Origin of the sequence: Microvirga zambiensis WSM3693 (assembly GCF_016735695.1) — a bacterium.
Classification (GTDB): domain Bacteria; phylum Pseudomonadota; class Alphaproteobacteria; order Rhizobiales; family Beijerinckiaceae; genus Microvirga; species Microvirga zambiensis.
In genome coordinates this window covers 1-16,487 of sequence record NZ_JAERQD010000014.1, presented here as the reverse complement: position 1 = coordinate 16,487, position 16,487 = coordinate 1, and the positions used below count along the sequence as shown (strand labels likewise).

Annotated in this window: 16 protein-coding genes; 11 read left to right on the top strand and 5 right to left on the bottom strand. The window is 65.0% G+C overall.

The features are described from left to right. The first annotated feature begins 113 nt into the window (after positions 1-113). The 8 genes from murB to recN all read left to right on the top strand — a co-directional run bounded on the left by murB (position 114) and on the right by recN (position 10,200). The gene (gene murB, locus JKL46_RS12790) at positions 114-1,064 is read left to right on the top strand and encodes a UDP-N-acetylmuramate dehydrogenase (protein ID WP_201833308.1); all 951 of its coding nucleotides are present in this window, start codon (positions 114-116) and stop codon (positions 1,062-1,064) included. A gap of 135 nt (positions 1,065-1,199) precedes the next feature. After that, the gene (locus JKL46_RS12785) at positions 1,200-2,123 is read left to right on the top strand and encodes a D-alanine--D-alanine ligase (RefSeq protein ID WP_201833307.1); all 924 of its coding nucleotides are present in this window, start codon (positions 1,200-1,202) and stop codon (positions 2,121-2,123) included. Then, a complete protein-coding gene (locus JKL46_RS12780) occupies positions 2,090-3,079 on the top strand; it encodes a cell division protein FtsQ/DivIB (protein ID WP_201833305.1) in 990 nt (329 codons plus the stop codon). Before JKL46_RS12785 ends, JKL46_RS12780 begins: the two co-directional genes overlap by 34 nt. Then, a complete protein-coding gene (gene ftsA, locus JKL46_RS12775) occupies positions 3,076-4,398 on the top strand; it encodes a cell division protein FtsA (RefSeq protein ID WP_201833303.1) in 1,323 nt (440 codons plus the stop codon). Before JKL46_RS12780 ends, ftsA begins: the two co-directional genes overlap by 4 nt. Positions 4,399-4,502: 104 nt before the next feature. Continuing rightward, on the top strand, positions 4,503-6,185 hold the full coding sequence (ftsZ, locus tag JKL46_RS12770; protein WP_201833301.1) for a cell division protein FtsZ: 1,683 nt from the start codon (positions 4,503-4,505) through the stop codon (positions 6,183-6,185). 291 nt (positions 6,186-6,476) lie between these two features. After that, complete coding sequence (gene lpxC, locus JKL46_RS12765) at positions 6,477-7,421, top strand: UDP-3-O-acyl-N-acetylglucosamine deacetylase (RefSeq protein ID WP_201833300.1); 945 nt, start codon at positions 6,477-6,479, stop codon at positions 7,419-7,421. Positions 7,422-7,614: 193 nt separating this feature from the next. Beyond that, entirely contained in the window at positions 7,615-8,511 is an 897-nt protein-coding gene (locus JKL46_RS12760) for an outer membrane protein assembly factor BamD (protein ID WP_201833299.1), read from the top strand. A 12-nt stretch (positions 8,512-8,523) separates the two neighbouring features. Further along, entirely contained in the window at positions 8,524-10,200 is a 1,677-nt protein-coding gene (recN, locus tag JKL46_RS12755; protein ID WP_201833298.1) for a DNA repair protein RecN, read from the top strand. A 43-nt stretch (positions 10,201-10,243) separates the two neighbouring features. Here recN and JKL46_RS12750 read toward each other — a convergent pair whose 3' ends face one another. Then, positions 10,244-10,684: an ion channel gene (locus JKL46_RS12750; RefSeq protein WP_201833297.1), complete on the bottom strand. Its 441-nt coding sequence runs from the start codon at positions 10,682-10,684 to the stop codon at positions 10,244-10,246. A 760-nt stretch (positions 10,685-11,444) separates the two neighbouring features. Between JKL46_RS12750 and JKL46_RS12745 the strand changes: the two genes are divergently transcribed. Further along, positions 11,445-12,101: a response regulator transcription factor gene (locus tag JKL46_RS12745; protein ID WP_201833296.1), complete on the top strand. Its 657-nt coding sequence runs from the start codon at positions 11,445-11,447 to the stop codon at positions 12,099-12,101. Beyond that, entirely contained in the window at positions 12,098-13,456 is a 1,359-nt protein-coding gene (locus tag JKL46_RS12740; RefSeq protein WP_201833295.1) for a sensor histidine kinase, read from the top strand. Before JKL46_RS12745 ends, JKL46_RS12740 begins: the two co-directional genes overlap by 4 nt. Here JKL46_RS12740 and JKL46_RS12735 read toward each other — a convergent pair. The 3 genes from JKL46_RS12735 to JKL46_RS12725 all read right to left on the bottom strand — a co-directional run bounded on the left by JKL46_RS12735 (position 13,444) and on the right by JKL46_RS12725 (position 15,571). After that, on the bottom strand, positions 13,444-14,148 hold the full coding sequence (locus tag JKL46_RS12735; RefSeq protein WP_201833293.1) for a DUF899 family protein: 705 nt from the start codon (positions 14,146-14,148) through the stop codon (positions 13,444-13,446). The genes JKL46_RS12740 and JKL46_RS12735 overlap by 13 nt on opposite strands. A 153-nt stretch (positions 14,149-14,301) precedes the next feature. After that, the gene (locus tag JKL46_RS12730; protein ID WP_201833291.1) at positions 14,302-15,075 is read right to left on the bottom strand and encodes a VOC family protein; all 774 of its coding nucleotides are present in this window, start codon (positions 15,073-15,075) and stop codon (positions 14,302-14,304) included. Between the two features lie 142 nt (positions 15,076-15,217). Then, positions 15,218-15,571, bottom strand: a complete 354-nt coding sequence (locus JKL46_RS12725; RefSeq protein WP_201833289.1) for a DUF1428 domain-containing protein — start codon at positions 15,569-15,571, stop codon at positions 15,218-15,220. A 114-nt stretch (positions 15,572-15,685) separates the two neighbouring features. On the opposite strand from JKL46_RS12725, the gene JKL46_RS12720 reads away from it, so the two are divergent. After that, positions 15,686-16,156: a MarR family winged helix-turn-helix transcriptional regulator gene (locus JKL46_RS12720; RefSeq protein ID WP_201833287.1), complete on the top strand. Its 471-nt coding sequence runs from the start codon at positions 15,686-15,688 to the stop codon at positions 16,154-16,156. Between the two features lie 139 nt (positions 16,157-16,295). Here JKL46_RS12720 and JKL46_RS35195 read toward each other — a convergent pair. Then, positions 16,296-16,487 (bottom strand): hypothetical protein (locus JKL46_RS35195; RefSeq protein ID WP_210381345.1); only part of this gene is annotated, 192 nt, incomplete at its 5' end.

Here is a 16,487-nt window from a genome sequence, read left to right as displayed (position 1 = left end):
AGGATCAAGAGAGCACTGGAACCTCCTTCGAGACGCCGCTGCGCGGCTCCTCAGGATGAGGGCGGAGAGAGCCGATAGTTTCATTCCTCAGGATGAGGGCTATGGGGTGCTCCATGTTTCCTGACATCGTTCCCGATCTGGGGGCCGGCATGCCGGAACTGCGGGGCAAGCTGGAGGCCAATGCGCCGACGGCGCCACTGTCGTGGTTCCGCACCGGCGGGCCGGCGCAGGTTCTGTTCACGCCGGCGGATGCGGACGACCTCGCGTATTTTCTGCAGCATCTCGATCGACGGGTGCCCGTGCTCGTCGTCGGCCTGGGCTCGAACCTACTGATCCGCGATGGCGGCTGGGAAGGCGTCATCATTCGTCTCGGCAAGGGCTTCGCCGACGTGTCGGTCGAGCCGGGTCATCGCGTTCGCGCCGGTGCAGGAGCGCCGGATGTGAAGGTGGCCCGCGCGGCGGCGGAGGCCGGCATTGCGGGCCTGTCGTTCCTGCGCGGCATCCCCGGCGCCATCGGCGGTGCCCTGCGCATGAATGGCGGTGCCTATGGCGGCGAGACGAAGGATGTTCTGGTCGAGGCAAAGGGCATTGCGCGAACCGGCGAGGCGGTAAGCTTCACCAATGCGCAGATGGGCTTCACCTATCGCCATGCTGGCGTGCCGGAGGACGTGATCTTCACCGAGGCCCTGTTCGAGGGCCGGCCCGGCGATCCGGCCGAGATCCTCGCCGAGATGAACGCGATCACCGAGGCGCGCTCCTCGACGCAGCCGGTCAACACCCGCACGGGCGGCTCCACCTTCAAGAACCCGCCCGGCAGGAAAGCCTGGCAGCTGGTCGACGAGGCCGGCTGCCGCGGGCTTCGCATCGGCGACGCCCAGGTCTCCGAGATGCACTGCAACTTCCTGATCAATCACGGCTCCGCCTCTGCCGCCGATATCGAGGGCCTGGGCGAGGAGGTACGCCGCCGCGTCCGCGAGGCCTCCGGCGTGGAGCTCGAATGGGAAATCAAGCGGGTCGGGATCGCTAGAGCATCGGACCCAAAAGTGGACCCACTTTTGGGATAGATCCGATGCTCAAATCGTTAAGCAGCGCATCGTTCTTCGCGGAAAACCGGATCCACTTTTCCGCACGATGCGCTTAGACCTGATTCGCATTGTCGTTTGATATCCGGTGAAACCGGGGCATTACGGGGAATGATCATGGCGAAGCATGTTGCCATCCTTTATGGCGGCTGGTCGGCAGAGCGCGAGGTGAGCCTGTCTTCGGGCCGGGCCTGTTGCAAGGCGCTCGAGGATCTGGGCTACAGGGTCACTCCCATCGACGTTCAGCCCGATATCGCCACCGTCCTGCAGGCGGTTGCGCCGGATGTGGTGTTCAACGCGCTCCATGGGCGCGTGGGCGAGGACGGGACCATTCAGGGTCTGCTGGAAGTCTTAAGAATTCCCTATACCCATTCCGGCGTCCTCGCCTCCGCGCTCGCCATGCAGAAGGACAAGGCGAAAACCGTCATGGCGGCGGCCGGCGTGCCGGTTCCGCGCGGCATGGTCGTTAACCGCTCTGAGGCGGCGAAAAGCCACGTCCTGCCGGCTCCTTACGTGATCAAGCCGGTCAACGAGGGCTCCTCGGTCGGTGTCATCATCGTTCGCGAGGACCGCTCCCATCCGCCCCAGGAACTGACCCGGGAGGATTGGGCCTATGGCGAGCAAGTCCTTGTGGAATCTTATGTTGCGGGCCGCGAACTGACCTGCGCCGTCATGGGCGACAAGGCCCTCGGGGTCATCGACATTCAGCCCGCCACCGGGGTCTTCTACGACTACGACGCAAAATATGTGAAGGGGGGCTCCATTCACGTCCTCCCGGCAGAAATTAAACCGAATATTTACCAAAAGGTCCAAGAGTTGGCGTTAACGGCGCATCAAGCGCTCGGCTGTCGGGGAATCAGCCGCGCCGACTTGCGATACGACGATACTCCGGGAGGAACCGGGGAACTCGTCGTACTCGAGGTCAACACGCAACCCGGCATGACCGAGACGAGCTTGGTGCCAGAACTGGCAGCCCATGCGGGCTATACGTTTGGCGAGCTTGTGCAATGGATGGTGGAGGACGCTACCTGCAACCGATGACGGCCTACCCGGCCGGTCATTCCGTTGCGCGCGCCGCCTCCGGAGGCAGGGGAGCGGGTGCCTCCCACTTCAAGAAGCCCTCGCGAATCAGGAAGATCTTCGGCGTGTCCCGTGGCGTGCGCCGGCGCGCTCCGGGCGTTCCGATCGAGCAGCGCCTCCCGCGTTTCCTCGGCTCCGGCCTCGCCCTCGGCTTTTTCTCCGCCGTCGTCGGTCTCGGCCTCTGGCAGGGCGGCCATATCGACGGCTTCATCCGCGATTACGGCGAGCCGCATCACGCGGTTGCACGCGCGGTCGGCCTCGCTCTCGAGCAGGTCACGATCTCCGGCATCTCGCAGATGGGCGAGAACGAGGTTCTCGCGGCCGCCGGTCTCAACTCGAAGCTGTCGCTCCCCTTCCTCGACGTGAACGACCTGCGCGAGCGCCTCGAGCGCGTTCCGATGATCAAGTCGGCGACCGTGCGCAAGCTCTATCCGAACGAACTCGTCATCACGCTCACCGAGCGCGAGGCGCACGGGATCTGGCAGAACAACGGCGAACTCTTCGTCATTGCCGCGGATGGAACGGTGATCGACCTGATGCAGGACGAGCGCTACCTCAACCTGCCCTTCGTGGTGGGCGAGGGTGCCAACACCCGCAGCAAGGATTATCTCGCGCTGCTCGAAGCCGCAGGCCCGCTCAAGAACCGCATTCGCGCGGGCACGCTCGTCGCCGGGCGGCGCTGGACGCTCAAGATGGACAACGGCATGGACGTGCGCCTGCCGGAGCTGAAGGCCGCCGATGCGCTGGCCCGGCTCGTGAAGCTCGAAAACGAGCAGAAGATTCTGGAAAAGGACGTGCTGGCGATCGATCTGCGCATGGCTGATCGCGTCGTCGTCCGCCTGACGGAAGAGGCAGCCCTGGCCCGCGCCGAGGCACTCAAGAAAAAACCAATGCGCGGCAAGGGGGTCGACACATGAGTCTCTCGGGTCACGGTTTGACGCCCCGCTTGAAGCCGCTTTCCGCGCGCAAGAGCGCCATTCTCTCGGTCCTCGACGTGGGCACGAGCAAGGTCGTCTGCGTCGTGGCGGAACTGCGGCCGGCCGACGAGGTCGAGTCGCTGCGCAGCCGCACCCATGTGGCGCGCATCCTCGGCATCGGACATCAGCGCTCGGTCGGCCTCAAGGGCGGCGTGGTCGTCGATCTGGAAGCGGCCGAATCCGCGATCCGTCAGGCGGTGCATGCGGCCGAGCGGATGGCGAAGGTCGAGATCCAGTCGGTGATCGTCAACCTCACCGGCGGCCGTCTGGCCTCCGAGCATTTCGAGGCGCATGTTCCCGTGCGCGGCACGGTCAACGAGGGCGACGTGCATCGCGTGCTCGATGCCGCATCGAGCTACGACCTGCGGCGCGGCCGCACCGTCCTGCACGCTCTGCCCACGGGCTTCTCGCTCGATCAGCAGCACCACATCGTCGATCCCGCCGGCATGATCGGCGAGCGGCTCGGTGCGGACCTGCATGTGGTGACTTCCGAAGCTGCGGCTGCGCGCAACCTGATGCTCGCCGTCGAGCGCTGCCATCTCGGCGTCGAGGCGGTCATCGCAACACCTTATGCGGCGGGTCTTTCCGCGCTCGTCGACGACGAGGCCGATATGGGCTGCGCCGTGGTCGACATGGGCGGCGGCACCACCAGTGTCGGCATCTTCTCCAACGGGCATCTGGTGCATTCCGATGCCATCGCCGTCGGCGGTCATCACGTGACCATGGACATCGCGCGCGGTCTCACGACTCGCGTCTCCGCTGCCGAGCGGCTCAAGACTTTCTACGGCTCCGCGATCGCTTCGAGCGCGGATGACCGGGACATGATCGCGGTGCCGCAGGTCGATGAGGACGAACGGGACGTTCCGAATCATCTGCCGAAATCGCACCTCGTTCGCATCATCAAGCCGCGGGTCGAGGAGGTTCTCGAACTCGTGCGCGACCGGCTGAGGGCCGCGGGCTTTGCGGCCCAGGCCGGACGGCGGGTCGTGCTGACGGGCGGCGCAAGCCAGCTCGTCGGGCTGCCGGAAACGGCACGCCGCATCTTGCAGGGCCAGGTTCGTGTCGGGCGTCCGCTCGGCATCAAGGGTCTGCCGGAAGCGGCGAAGGGCCCCGCCTTCTCGGCGGTGGTCGGCCTCCTGGTTTATCCGCAGGTGGCGCATATCGAGTATTTCGAGCCGCGGTCGAGCGGCTTGTTTCAGAGTACGGGAACCGACGGCTACTTCTCGCGAATGGGCCGGTGGATTCGCGATAGTTTTTAAATGCGTAACGCGTTGGCGCGGCGGGCCATCGTGAAGAGTTCAAGTCAACAAAGGTCAGCGTCCGCCAAACGCTCATCGGTATAAGGCCAGAAGAGGCACAGGTCATGGCTATCAATCAGCAAGCTCCGGACATCCGGGAACTCAGGCCGCATATCACGGTTTTCGGCGTCGGCGGTGCCGGCGGCAATGCCGTGAACAACATGATTGAATCCGGTCTGGAGGGCGTCGAGTTCGTGGTGTCGAACACCGACGCTCAGGCACTGGCCTCGTCCAAGGCGCAGCGCGTGGTCCAGATGGGCATTCAGGTGACGGAAGGCCTCGGCGCCGGCTCGCAGCCGGAAGTCGGGCGCGCCGCCGCCGAAGAGGTGATCGACGAGATCCGCGATCAGCTCGCAGGCTCGCACATGGTGTTCATCACCGCCGGCATGGGCGGCGGCACCGGCACGGGCGCCGCTCCGGTGGTGGCCCGCGCGGCCCGCGAGCTCGGTATACTGACTGTCGGCGTCGTCACGAAGCCGTTCCAGTTCGAAGGCGTGCGCCGCATGCGTTTGGCTGAGGCCGGCATCAACGAGCTGCAGCAGGCGGTCGACACGCTCATCGTGATTCCGAACCAGAACCTGTTCCGCGTCGCCACCGAGAAGACGACCTTCGCGGACGCCTTCGCCATGGCCGACCAGGTGCTCTACTCGGGCGTCGCCTGCATCACCGACCTGATGGTGAAGGAAGGCCTCATCAACCTCGACTTCGCCGACGTCCGCTCCGTCATGCGCGGCATGGGCAAGGCGATGATGGGCACGGGCGAAGCCTCCGGCGAGAAGCGCGCGATCCGCGCGGCCGAAGCAGCCATCGCCAACCCGCTCCTCGACGACGTGTCGATGAAGGGCGCGCGCGGCCTGCTGATCTCGATCACGGGCGGCAACGACCTGACGCTGTACGAACTCGACGAGGCCGCTACCCGCATCCGCGAGGAAGTGGACCAGGATGCCAACATCATCCTCGGCGCCACCTTCGACGAGAGCCTGGAGGGCATCATCCGCGTATCCGTCGTGGCGACCGGCATCGATCACGCTCTCCTGGAGAGCGGCGGCGACCTCACGGCGACCGAACAGCGGATCTCCGAAGTGGCCGAGCGCCTGCGCGCCGAAGCCCGCGCCCGCGCCACCACGACCACCCAGGCCACGCCGACCTTTCGCGCCGCCGCCCCAGCCGAACCGGTGAAGGCGGCTCCGATCCTGAGCCAGAGCGCGCCCATCCATGCCCCGGCTCCGATCGCCGCCCAGCCGGTGGAGTCCGCTCCTCAGCCGGTGATCCGCGACGACGTGATCCTGACCCCGGCTCAGCCGCGCCATGCGGTGGCCTACGACGCTCCCGCATCCCAGGCCCCTGTCTACGAGGAGCCGATGGAGCAGGGCGCCTTCATCCCGCCGCAGGCGGAGCGCGCCATGCGCCCGGCCCGGATGCCGCGCATCGACGAACTGCCGATGCCGGCCCAGAACCAGATCCGCGCCAGCCGTGGCGAGGAGAGCCAGGAGCACAAGCCCTCGCTGATCCAGCGCCTTGCGACCATCGGCTTCGGCCGCCGCGAGGAACCGCAGCAGGCACCGGCCGAGCCGCGCCAGGAGGCCCCGCGCCAGCAGATGTCCTCGGTTCATGCCGAGTACGCCCGCCGGCCGGCTCCGCCCCAGGCTCAGCGTCCGCCGCAGGGCCAGATGGCACCGGCTCCCCGGGCCTCGTCGGAAGACGATCAGCTCGAGATTCCGGCCTTCCTGCGCCGACAGGCGAACTGACCGGCCGCCACGTCCTGCCACGGTTGTTACAAAAGGCCCCCAGCCCGCAACGGCTGGGGGCTTTCATTTGTTAAAAATGTATTAATTTCAATGCCTTGCCGGTTATCCAAATTGTAACACACGGTAAGAAAGCGTGATTTGGCCTAGCCTGACAGCGGGACTATGGTGCCTACTCATCAAACGGGGCAGCGCTAAGAGAAGCCTGCCGGACGGAAGCAAAAGGCAGAAAATGCGGCTTCCCCGGCACAAACAGGCTCTAGAGGCGACAAGGGTAGTTGAGGTTCGGGAATAATGAAGCAAAGCCAGCAAACCACGCTTCGCGCCGCCGTGACCCTCATCGGGACCGGAGTCCATTCCGGGGATGAAGTGAAGATGATCCTTCATCCGGCTGAAGCGAACCATGGCATTGCTTTTCTCCGCACGGGTCTTCCGGGCGGCCTGGACCGACTGATCGACGCTCGGCACCTGGCGGTCACCGCCACGGAGCTCTGCACGGTCATCGGCGACCGCGATACGGGCGCGGTCGCCACCATCGAACATCTCATGGCGGCCCTGACCGGCCTCGGCATCGACAACGTGCTCGTCGAGATCGACGGGCCCGAGGTTCCGATCCTCGACGGCAGCTCGGCTCCCTTCATCGATGCCATCGACCAGGTCGGCATCGCCATGCAGGGCGCAACCCGCCGCTACCTGAAGGTTCTCAAGCCCGTGCGCGTCACGCAGGGCAAGGCCTTCGCCGAGCTTCTTCCCAACGACCGCGGCTTCCGTCTCGATGTGGAGATCGACTTCCCGACCCCGGTGATCGGCCGCCAGCGCAAGGTCGTGGACCTGTCCCCGTCGGTCTTCCGCCGCGACATCTCCCGCGCCCGCACCTTCGGTTTCATGCGCGATGTTGAGAAGCTCTGGAGCGCCGGCTTCGCGCTCGGCGCCTCCCTCGAGAACACGGTCGCCATCGGCGATGACGGCATCATGAACCCGGAAGGGCTGCGCTATGCGGACGAGTTCGTCCGCCACAAGCTTCTCGATGCGGTCGGCGACCTTTCCCTGGCCGGCCTGCCGCTGCTCGGCACCTACCGCTCCTATTGCGGCGGCCATCGCATGAACTTCTCGGTTCTCGAGGCCCTGTTCTCGAGCCGCTCCAACTACGCCATCGTCGATGCCGTGCCGCGCCGCGAGCCCGGCTATGCCGATCTCGGCAGCGTGGCCGCCTCGGTCCTCGCACCCGAGATGCACTGAGAGCGCATCCGGGCCGTCCGGCTCCCGGCAGGAGAGGGCGAGCGCCCATTGGCCGCATGGGATCATGCAGGCTTTCTTAATTCCTATTGGGTAAACCCGAACGCAAGGGCTTGGCTCTGCCCCTATGCTTGGGCTAAAGAACCCGTAGTGCATCGTTGAAACATCGGGCACGGTTTTTGGAGGACCGCGAGGCATGTCGTTCGCGAAGGCTTATTCGGGTATGAAAGGCGCGGCCGGCCGCGCTCTGATCCTCGGCGTCTGCGCCCTGGGACTCGCCGGCTGCGAATCCCTTTCGGCGCTGAACCCGTTCGACAAGAGCGAGACCTACAAGCCCGAAATCGTGGCGAATGCCCCCGCTGAGGAGATCTACAACGACGGTCTCGCCCGGGTGCAGAAGGGCGATTTCGACGGCGCCGTTAAGAAATTCAGCGCCCTCGACAAGCAGTACCCGTATTCCGAGTGGTCCCGCAAAGGACTGATCATGGAGGCCTACGCCAATTACGAGGGCGGCTTCTATGAGGAATCGATCACCGCGTCCAAGCGCTACCTCCAGAGCTATCCCAACACCACGGACGCGGCCTATGCCCAGTATCTGATGGCATCGTCCTATTACGACCAGATCCCGGACATCACCCGCGACCAGGAGAAGTCCGAGCGCGCCATCCTGGCGCTGCAGGAGCTGGTTCAGCGCTATCCGACCTCCGAATACAGTGCGGATGCCCGCAAGAAGCTCCAGGTCGCCAGCGATCAGCTCGCCGGCAAGGAGCTGGAAGTCGGCCGCTTCTACCTGCAGAAGCGCAATTACGCAGGCGCCATCAACCGCTTCCGGACCGTGGTGTCGCGTTATCAGACCACCCGCCACGTGGAAGAGGCGCTCGAGCGTCTGACCGAGGCCTATATGGCCATGGGCATCGTCAACGAGGCACAGACCGCAGCCGCGGTCCTCGGCCACAACTTCCCCGATTCTCCCTGGTACAAGGATGCCCACGCCCTGCTGACCAAGGGCGGCGTCGAGCCGCGCGAGGACTCCCAGTCCTGGATCAGCAAGGCTTTCCGCGGCGTTCCCCAGGTCAGTCAGCGCACGGGCTAAGCCTCACCCTCCATGCTCATCCAGCTGGCGATCCGCGATATCGTCCTCATCGACAGGCTTGAGCTTCATTTCCATGAGGGCCTGAGTGTCCTCACGGGTGAAACGGGCGCTGGCAAGTCCATCCTGCTCGATGCCTTCGCCCTGACCCTCGGCGGCCGCGGCGACGGCACTCTCGTGCGCCACGGCGAGAACCAGGGCCAGGTCACGGCCGTGTTCGACTGCCCCCTCGACCATCCCGCCCGCCGCATCGCCGCCGAGGCCGATATCGATGTCGACGGCGACCTGATCCTGCGCCGCGTCCAGGTGGCGGACGGGCGCACCCGCGCCTTCGTCAACGACCAGCCCGTCAGCGTGCAGGTGCTGAAAGCCATCGGCGCGACCCTTGTCGAGATCCACGGCCAGCACGACGACCGCGCCCTGGTCGACCCCGTCTCGCACCGAACCATCCTCGATGCCTTCGGCGGCCTCGCGGCCGAGGTCCAGGCCGTTTCGGAGGCCGCACGGAAGGTCCGTGAGGCGCGCCATATCCTGCAGGAGCATCGCAGCCGCATCGAGAAAGCGCGCAAGGAGGCCGATTTCCTGCGCCATGCGGTCGAGGAGCTGACGAAGCTCAACCCGCTTGCCGGAGAGGAGGAGGCGCTTGCCGAGCGGCGCGTGCTCATGATGCAGTCGGAGAAGGTGGCTCAGGATCTCAACGAGGCCTATGACGTCGTCGCCGGAAACACGTCTCCCGTGGCCGAGCTTTCCGCCGCCCTGCGCAAGCTGGAGCGCCGCAGCGCTCAGGCGCCGACGCTGGTCGAGCCCAGCGTGAAGGCCTTGGATGCCGCCCTCGTCGCCATCGACGAAGCCCGCGCGGCGCTCGAAGAGGCGATCCGCGCCACCGAATACGATCCGCGCGAGCTGGAGCAGACCGAGGAGCGTCTCTTCGCGCTGCGCGCCGCTGCCCGCAAATACGACGTACCCGCCGACGATCTCGCCGCCCTGCGCCAGCGCTTCGAGGAGGATGTCACCGCCATCGATGCCGGCGAGGAGAAGCTTGCCGGCCTGGAGAGCGCGCTGAAGGATGCCGACAAGGCTTACGTGAAGGCGGCAAAAGCCCTGTCGGCCGGCCGCAAGAAGGCTGCGCAGGCCCTCGATGCGGCGGTGCAGGCCGAGCTGCCGCCGCTCAAGCTCGAGCGGGCGCGCTTCATCACGGAAATCACCACCGACGAGGACAGCCGCGATCCGAGCGGCTTCGAGCGCGTCGAGTTCTGGGCCCAGACCAATCCGGGCACGCGGCCAGGGCCGCTGATGAAGGTGGCCTCGGGCGGCGAGCTATCGCGCTTCATGCTGGCGCTCAAGGTCGTGCTGGCTGACAAGGGCTCGGCGCCGACCCTGGTCTTCGACGAAATCGACACCGGCGTCGGCGGTGCGGTGGCGGATGCCATCGGCCAGCGCCTGGCGCGCCTGGCGAAGAAGGTTCAGGTCATGGCCGTGACCCATGCGCCGCAGGTGGCAGCGAAGGCCGGCAGTCATTTCCTGATCGCCAAGGAGGGCGTGCGCGGCGTCAAGGACCGGGTCGCGACCCGCGTGATCCCGCTGGAGGCAACCCCGCGCCGGGAAGAGATTGCCCGCATGCTCGCCGGCGCGACGATCACCGAGGAGGCCCGCGCCGCTGCGGCGCGGCTGCTGGAAGCGGCGGCGCATTGACGCCTGATCTGATTTTGCACGACATGACCGAAGCTCGTCGTCTTCAGAACGAGTCGCTTGTCCAGTAGCGGGACATGGTCAGATAGGTGAAAGACGTCGACCATCCGATCAGCACGATGCCGTTCAGGGATTCGAGGCTCGCAATCAGTCGCATCATCCCGAGCGGAAAGATGTCGCCGATGCCGAGGGTGCTGAACGTTTCCGCGGAGAAGAACAGGTAATCGGCAAAGCTGACGGCTCTGTTGCCGCCGAAATCGCCGATGTTCAGGCCTGCATCGGCAATCCAGTATGTCAGCGCATAAATGGCGATCTCCGTGAAATGGGCCGTGATGACCCCGAAGACCACCACGAGAACCTTAGGGTGGGATTGAATCGTCGATCTCTGCAGCAGCTTCGACAATCCGCTGAGAGCCTCGTAATGCACGACGACGGTCAGCATCAGTGGGGTTGCCGTCAGAGCGATCGTGGCAATCAATGCTTCCATGAAGATTGCCCACCGAGATGCCTATCGAGAGGCAAGCCTTGAAAAAAGGCGCTCCCGGTGAGGGAGCGCCAGGCAGGATGAAGGGAGGAACAAAGCTAGAGTACTATTCGAAAGCTGGAGATGCTTTCTCCGGGTACGCGGAAGCGTCAACTTCCTCGAGCTTATGCTCCGGCAATCGGATCCACATCGCCGAAACATCTTTTGGAGCATCGGACCCGAAAGCGGTCTCTGACTTTGGGCTCCGATGCTTACATGTTCGACTGGCGCGTCGCTCGGTGCAAACCGAAGATCCGTGTCAGCGAACAATCGACATCACTTGACGGAACCTGTCGATGACGGCTGGCATGCCGCGCTCGTCGATCCGGCTGGGCATGAGGCGTGGTTCTTCGCCTGATTCATGTGGCCCTTGCTTGCATTTGCATGATGTCGGACGGTGGCATGCTTGGCGCTATGATGTTCTGCCGACGATGTCGCCGCCTGCGCAGCCAGCGGGGCTCCTGCGAGGAAGGCCAGGGTCGACATGGCAATCACGAGATGCTTCATGGATTCTCTCCGTTCGATGACAGCACCTGACGGTACCTGGCATCGATCCTACGGCGCCTGAATTAGGGGAGAATGAGGATCGGGCCGCGAGTTCAACGAGCCTCGAACACGGCCCGGCTTCGCGGACGAACGGTTCCGCGGCCTCAAGCGGCAAATTGCGCGATTGAATGTCACCGGCATTCGGGTTGAACTTGCCCCTGTATCGAGAGCGGCAAACATGCGGGTTCTCCTGGTCGAAGACGATCCGTTGATCGGGCGCAGTCTGACCCGGGCCTTCGAGGGGTCGGGAGCCGCGATCGACTGGACCCGTACGGGGGACGACGCCCTCGCGGCCCTGACGGCGAACCGCTATTCGGTCGTCCTGCTCGATCTCGGTCTTCCTGACAAGGCCGGCCTCGACGTGCTCAAGGACATGCGGTCGGGCAAGGATGCGACGCCGGTGCTGATCGTCACGGCGCGCGACGATGTCGAGATCCGCGTGGCGGGTCTGGATCTCGGCGCCGACGACTTCATCGTGAAACCATTCGACTTCGATGAGCTCGCCGCGCGGATCCGCGCGGTGATCCGTCGTCATGCAGGGCATCCGACATCGCAGATCCGCTCCTCCGAAATCGTTCTCGACCTCGCAGCGCACGAGGTCAACTACAAGGGCGTCACGCAGCTTCTCCCCGCGCGGGAATTCGCTCTCCTGCAGGCTCTGCTCGAGCGGCCGGGAACGATCCTGTCGCGCCAGCAGCTCGAGGATGCTCTCTATGGTTGGGGAGAAGAGGTCGAGAGCAATGCGGTCGACGTATTGATCCATTACATCCGCCGCAAATTCGACAACGACATCATCCGGAACGTCCGCGGTGTCGGTTGGATGGTGATGAAATGAAACGCCGCAACTCGCTCCGCGCACGCCTCACGGTCTGGTTCACGGCCCTGTTGATCCTGTTCGGTCTGCTCGGGGGGCTCGGAGCTTACATCGCGGCCCAGCAGGATCCGGACAATCTCCTCGACGATCAGATGCGGGAGATCGCGTTCAACGTGGTCAGCTCCGTCGACGATCTCGCGCAGATGCCTGCACCGCCCCTCGAGGCCGAGGACATGCTCGTCGTCCAGGCCTGGGACGCGGACGGGCACCTGCTCAAATCTTTTCCGCCGGGTTCCGATCTGCCGCGTCAGGCGCAAACCGGATTCTCGAATTTCGATGCGCCTGGCGGGCAGTGGCGCAGCTACACATGGGTTTTGGACGACGGCACCGTGCAGGTCTCGCAACGAGCAAGCGTGCGCCGGGAGCTTGCGCTGATGGCGGCGTTGCCCGCCATCATCACGGCGCTGCTGCTCATTCCCATATCGGCCCTGCTGGTGCGCTGGCTCGTCGGTCGGATCCTTGCGCCGGTTGACGCCCTGGCTCTTCAGCTCATGACACGCGAGCCCGATTGCACGCAGCAGCTGGCCGTGTCGGATGTGCCGAGCGAGATCGTTCCGCTGATCCAGGCGATGAACAAGGCGCTCGACCGGGTCGCGGAGATGCTTGCGTCGCAACGGCGGTTCGTCTCCAACGCGGCACATCAGCTACGCACGCCTTTGACGGCGCTTCGGATCCAGTCGAGCAATCTTCGGCACGCCCGCACGCTTGGAGATGCCAAGGAGGTCCTTGACGACATGGATCTCGGCTTCCGGCGGATGTCGGCTCTGACGAGCCAGCTCCTGGCTCTGGCACGCGCGGAAGCGCCGTTGCCGGTCGATGCGCCGCAACCGCTCGACTTGGCCAAGGTGCTGCAGGAAGCCGCGCGTGGTGTCATACCCCTGGCGGAGAGCAAGCACATCGCGCTCGCGCTCACGGATCTGCCGATGGCTCACGTGCAGGCCGAGCGCAACGATCTCATCGTCATCTTCTCAAACCTTCTCGATAACGCCATTCGCTACACGCCTCCCGGCGGGCAGGTCAGGGTCACCGCGCATTGCGAAGCGGGAAGGGCGCTGGTCGAGATCGCCGATACCGGTTCCGGGCTGTCCGACGCCTTGCTCGACCGCGTGTGCGATCCCTTCGTCCGGGGGAACCACGAACAGGACGGGACGGGACTTGGACTCTCGATCGTCAAGGCTCTCACGGCTCGTATCGGGGGCCGCATGTCGCTGCGCAATGACGTAGACCGGGGCGGACTTGCCGTCCTGGTCGAGCTTCCCGTCTCTCCGGAGCCGCGATCTTCGGATGGCCCCGATCGCCTGCCTCAGGTCCCGTAATTCAGCTTCGGATACCAATCGGTGCCACGCCCGTCCGGCGTGGTGTCGAGCACGTTCCAGAGCGGCGCGAAATCGGGCGCACCGCGGGGATCCTGGCCGGGATCGGCGGAATCGCCGGTCATCTCGCCGCTCCAGAAATGGCGGATGGTTCCATCGCGGCGGGTGAAGACGTTGAAGCTCGGGATTTCCGAACCGTCTTCCAGCACGCCGTGATAATCGCGCGAATAGTTGCCGTTGAGATCGGTGTAGAGCTTCAGGCTCTTCCAGCCGCGCTCCCGCTTCCAGGCCTTCAGCTTCTCGATCGGCGAGCGCGCGACGACGGCGAACGCCATGCGCTGCTGGATATCGGCGGCATTGCCTTCGATGGCGCCGAGCAGGTTGGTGCACATGGGGCAGGGGCGTTCGCGCTGCGGGCCGAACATGTAGCTGTAGACGGCGAGGTTCTGCTTGTCGCCGAAGAGATCGGCGAAGCTCACCGGACCTTGCTCGCCTTCGAAGCGATAGTCGCCCGTCACCTCGCCGCCGGGCGGCAGGGCGCGGCGCTGGGCGGCGACGCGTTCCAGATGGCGGCGCAGCTCGATCTCTTCCGCGAGCAGGGCCGTGCGCGCCGCGCGATATTCGGCGCTCTCGTTCGGAAAGCGCACCGGCGAGCGGTGCGCGAGCTCTGCGGCGGGCACAAGTTTATCAGCCATGGAAAACTCCTTGGACGGATTCACGTGTTGCGACGGCTAAAGCATCGGACCCAAAAGTGGACTTGCACTTTTGGGATGAATCCGATGCTTTCTCCTTGAATGAGAGCATCGATCGAGACGGACCCTCTGGGTTCGTCCGATGCTCTAGCCGGATCAGGCCGGTATGCGTGGGCCGACGAGGCCGAACATGGCTCCCTGCGGATCGCTGGCGACGATGATGAAGATGCCGCCCGGCACCTCGGCGGGTCCGTAATGGATCGTGCCGCCGTTGCCCGAGACGGCCCGGGCGGCGACGTCGATATCCGCGACGCCGAAATAGAAGGTCCAGGCCGGCGGCGGCCCGTCGGGCGTGCGCCGCATCACGGCGCCGATCGTCTGACCGTGATGATTGATGAACTGATAATCGCCCATCTCACCCATGGGCATGGCATCGCCCTTCTCCCAGCCGAAGCGGGCCTTGTAGAAGGCGAGCGCCGCTTGCTGATCGCTGGTGTTGAGCTCGTTCCACTGGCAATGCCCGCGCCCGTTCGGCGAGAACGACGTGCTCGTTTCCTCCGAGGCGCCGCGCATCACGTAGAACGGGACGCCTTGCGGGTCGGCCAGCATCGCGAAACGGCCGACGCCCGGGATGTCCGCCGGCGGCATGTATTGCGTGCCGCCGACCTGGACGATCTCGGCCGCGATCTTGTCGACGTCGTCGACGCCGACATAGCCCAGCCATCCCGGCCGCATGCCCTTGGCATCCGCCGGGATCGGCATGAAGCCGGCCACGTCCGTGCCGTCGATCGAGAAGAGCCTGTAGCCGATCTCCGAGCCTTCGAAAGCCCGGGATTTCCAGCCGATGACCGCCTCGTAGAAACGGGCCGCCGCATCGGCGTCGGTGGTCAGGAGTTCATACCAGATGAAATCGCCGTGCCGGTTGGCCATGGTGCATCTCCTCGCTGAAAAGTGGACCGTGTTTTCGAAGGCTGATCTTGGCTGATGGGAAGCTAGCGCATCGTGCGGAAATGTGGACTCGATTCTCCGCTCCGTACGACGGCGAACCGGATCCACTTCGCCGAAAAGCGCTCTAGACGTCGAGGATCGGCAGGAAGCCGCCGAAGATCATGCGCTTGCCGTCGAAGGGCATCTGCTCGCCCATGGCCTTCATGCGCGGATCCGTCATGATCTTTTCGTTCGCGGCGTCGCGGACTTCCTTGGACGGATACTCGATCCAGCTGAACACCACGACCTCGTCGTCCTTGGCCTGCACGGCCCGGCGGAAATCGGTCAGCTTGCCGTCCGGCACGTCGTCGCCCCAGCACTCGACCATGCGGCTGGCGCCGAATTCCTTGAACAGGGGCGCCGCATCCGCAGCGTGCTTGCGATAGACCTCCTGCTTGTCGGCCGGAACGGCGATCACGAAACCATCGACATACTTCATCGCGTATCTCCCTGGGTGGTTTTCTCGGAAGTGCTGGGAAGGGAAGCATCAATTCGTGACGCTTCGATGCAGGTCGTTCTTGACAATTTAAGTTGATATCAACATAATTCCCCCATGTCAAACGGCCGCCCCGTCCCCTTCGAGACCACCCTGCAGGTGCGCGATACCTGCCTGTGCCTGCACGCCCAGCGCGCCGCCCGCACCCTGTCCCGGCTGTTCGACGACGCCCTGCGCCCGGTCGGCCTGACCTCCGGCCAGTTCTCGCTGCTGAATGCGCTCAACCGCCCCGATCCGCCCTCCATCGCCCCGGTGGCGAGGCTTCTGGCCATGGACAGGACGACGCTCACCGCCGCCCTGAAACCGCTGGAGCGGGAGGGCTTCGTCACCATTGCCAAGGATCCCGAGGACGGCCGCAACCGCCGTCTGCACCTCACCGACAAGGGCCTGCAGGTGCTGGCCTCCGCCGTCCCGATCTGGCGCCATCTCCACGCCGTCATCGAAGCCGGGCTTTCCGGCCTCGATCCCGACAACCTGCGCGGGGCGTTGACCGGGCTATCCCGGCAGAACGCTGCCGTTGCTGGGTGAGCGGCCACCGGCAGGTGCCGACGATGGGCACTCTCCCGCTGTCGTCCCCGGCGAGCTCGGCGAGGGAATGGGATCCCGATCAAGCGGAGCACTATGGATTCCCCCCTCCGCTAACGCTCCGGCCGGGTATGACACCTTCTCACGTCATGGCCGGCCTTGTGCCGGCCATCCCGGTCCGATGAAGCGCGATGCTTTTTCCCATCGTCATCCCCGGACTCGTTCCGGGGATCAGTGCCGGTGATCGCGATCCTAAGGGCGCCACGCTCGCCGTGACCGGACCGGGAATGACACCCGCGCCGTCATGCCCGGGCTTGTCCCGGGCACCCACGTC

Bases quoted from the DNA above. Each gene is read 5' to 3' on its own strand.
- ftsA (WP_201833303.1), top strand. From the start codon at position 3,076: ATGAGTCTCTCGGGTCACGGTTTGACGCCCCGCTTGAAGCCGCTTTCC.
- JKL46_RS12735 (WP_201833293.1), bottom strand. From the start codon at position 14,148: ATGGCTGATAAACTTGTGCCCGCCGCAGAGCTCGCGCACCGCTCGCCG.
- JKL46_RS12750 (WP_201833297.1), bottom strand. From the start codon at position 10,684: ATGGAAGCATTGATTGCCACGATCGCTCTGACGGCAACCCCACTGATG.
- JKL46_RS12785 (WP_201833307.1), top strand. From the start codon at position 1,200: ATGGCGAAGCATGTTGCCATCCTTTATGGCGGCTGGTCGGCAGAGCGC.
- JKL46_RS12745 (WP_201833296.1), top strand. From the start codon at position 11,445: ATGCGGGTTCTCCTGGTCGAAGACGATCCGTTGATCGGGCGCAGTCTG.
- ftsZ (WP_201833301.1), top strand. From the start codon at position 4,503: ATGGCTATCAATCAGCAAGCTCCGGACATCCGGGAACTCAGGCCGCAT.
- JKL46_RS12760 (WP_201833299.1), top strand. From the start codon at position 7,615: ATGTCGTTCGCGAAGGCTTATTCGGGTATGAAAGGCGCGGCCGGCCGC.
- recN (WP_201833298.1), top strand. From the start codon at position 8,524: ATGCTCATCCAGCTGGCGATCCGCGATATCGTCCTCATCGACAGGCTT.
- JKL46_RS12740 (WP_201833295.1), top strand. From the start codon at position 12,098: ATGAAACGCCGCAACTCGCTCCGCGCACGCCTCACGGTCTGGTTCACG.
- murB (WP_201833308.1), top strand. From the start codon at position 114: ATGTTTCCTGACATCGTTCCCGATCTGGGGGCCGGCATGCCGGAACTG.
- JKL46_RS12730 (WP_201833291.1), bottom strand. From the start codon at position 15,075: ATGGCCAACCGGCACGGCGATTTCATCTGGTATGAACTCCTGACCACC.
- JKL46_RS12780 (WP_201833305.1), top strand. From the start codon at position 2,090: ATGGATGGTGGAGGACGCTACCTGCAACCGATGACGGCCTACCCGGCC.
- JKL46_RS12725 (WP_201833289.1), bottom strand. From the start codon at position 15,571: ATGAAGTATGTCGATGGTTTCGTGATCGCCGTTCCGGCCGACAAGCAG.
- JKL46_RS12720 (WP_201833287.1), top strand. From the start codon at position 15,686: ATGTCAAACGGCCGCCCCGTCCCCTTCGAGACCACCCTGCAGGTGCGC.
- lpxC (WP_201833300.1), top strand. From the start codon at position 6,477: ATGAAGCAAAGCCAGCAAACCACGCTTCGCGCCGCCGTGACCCTCATC.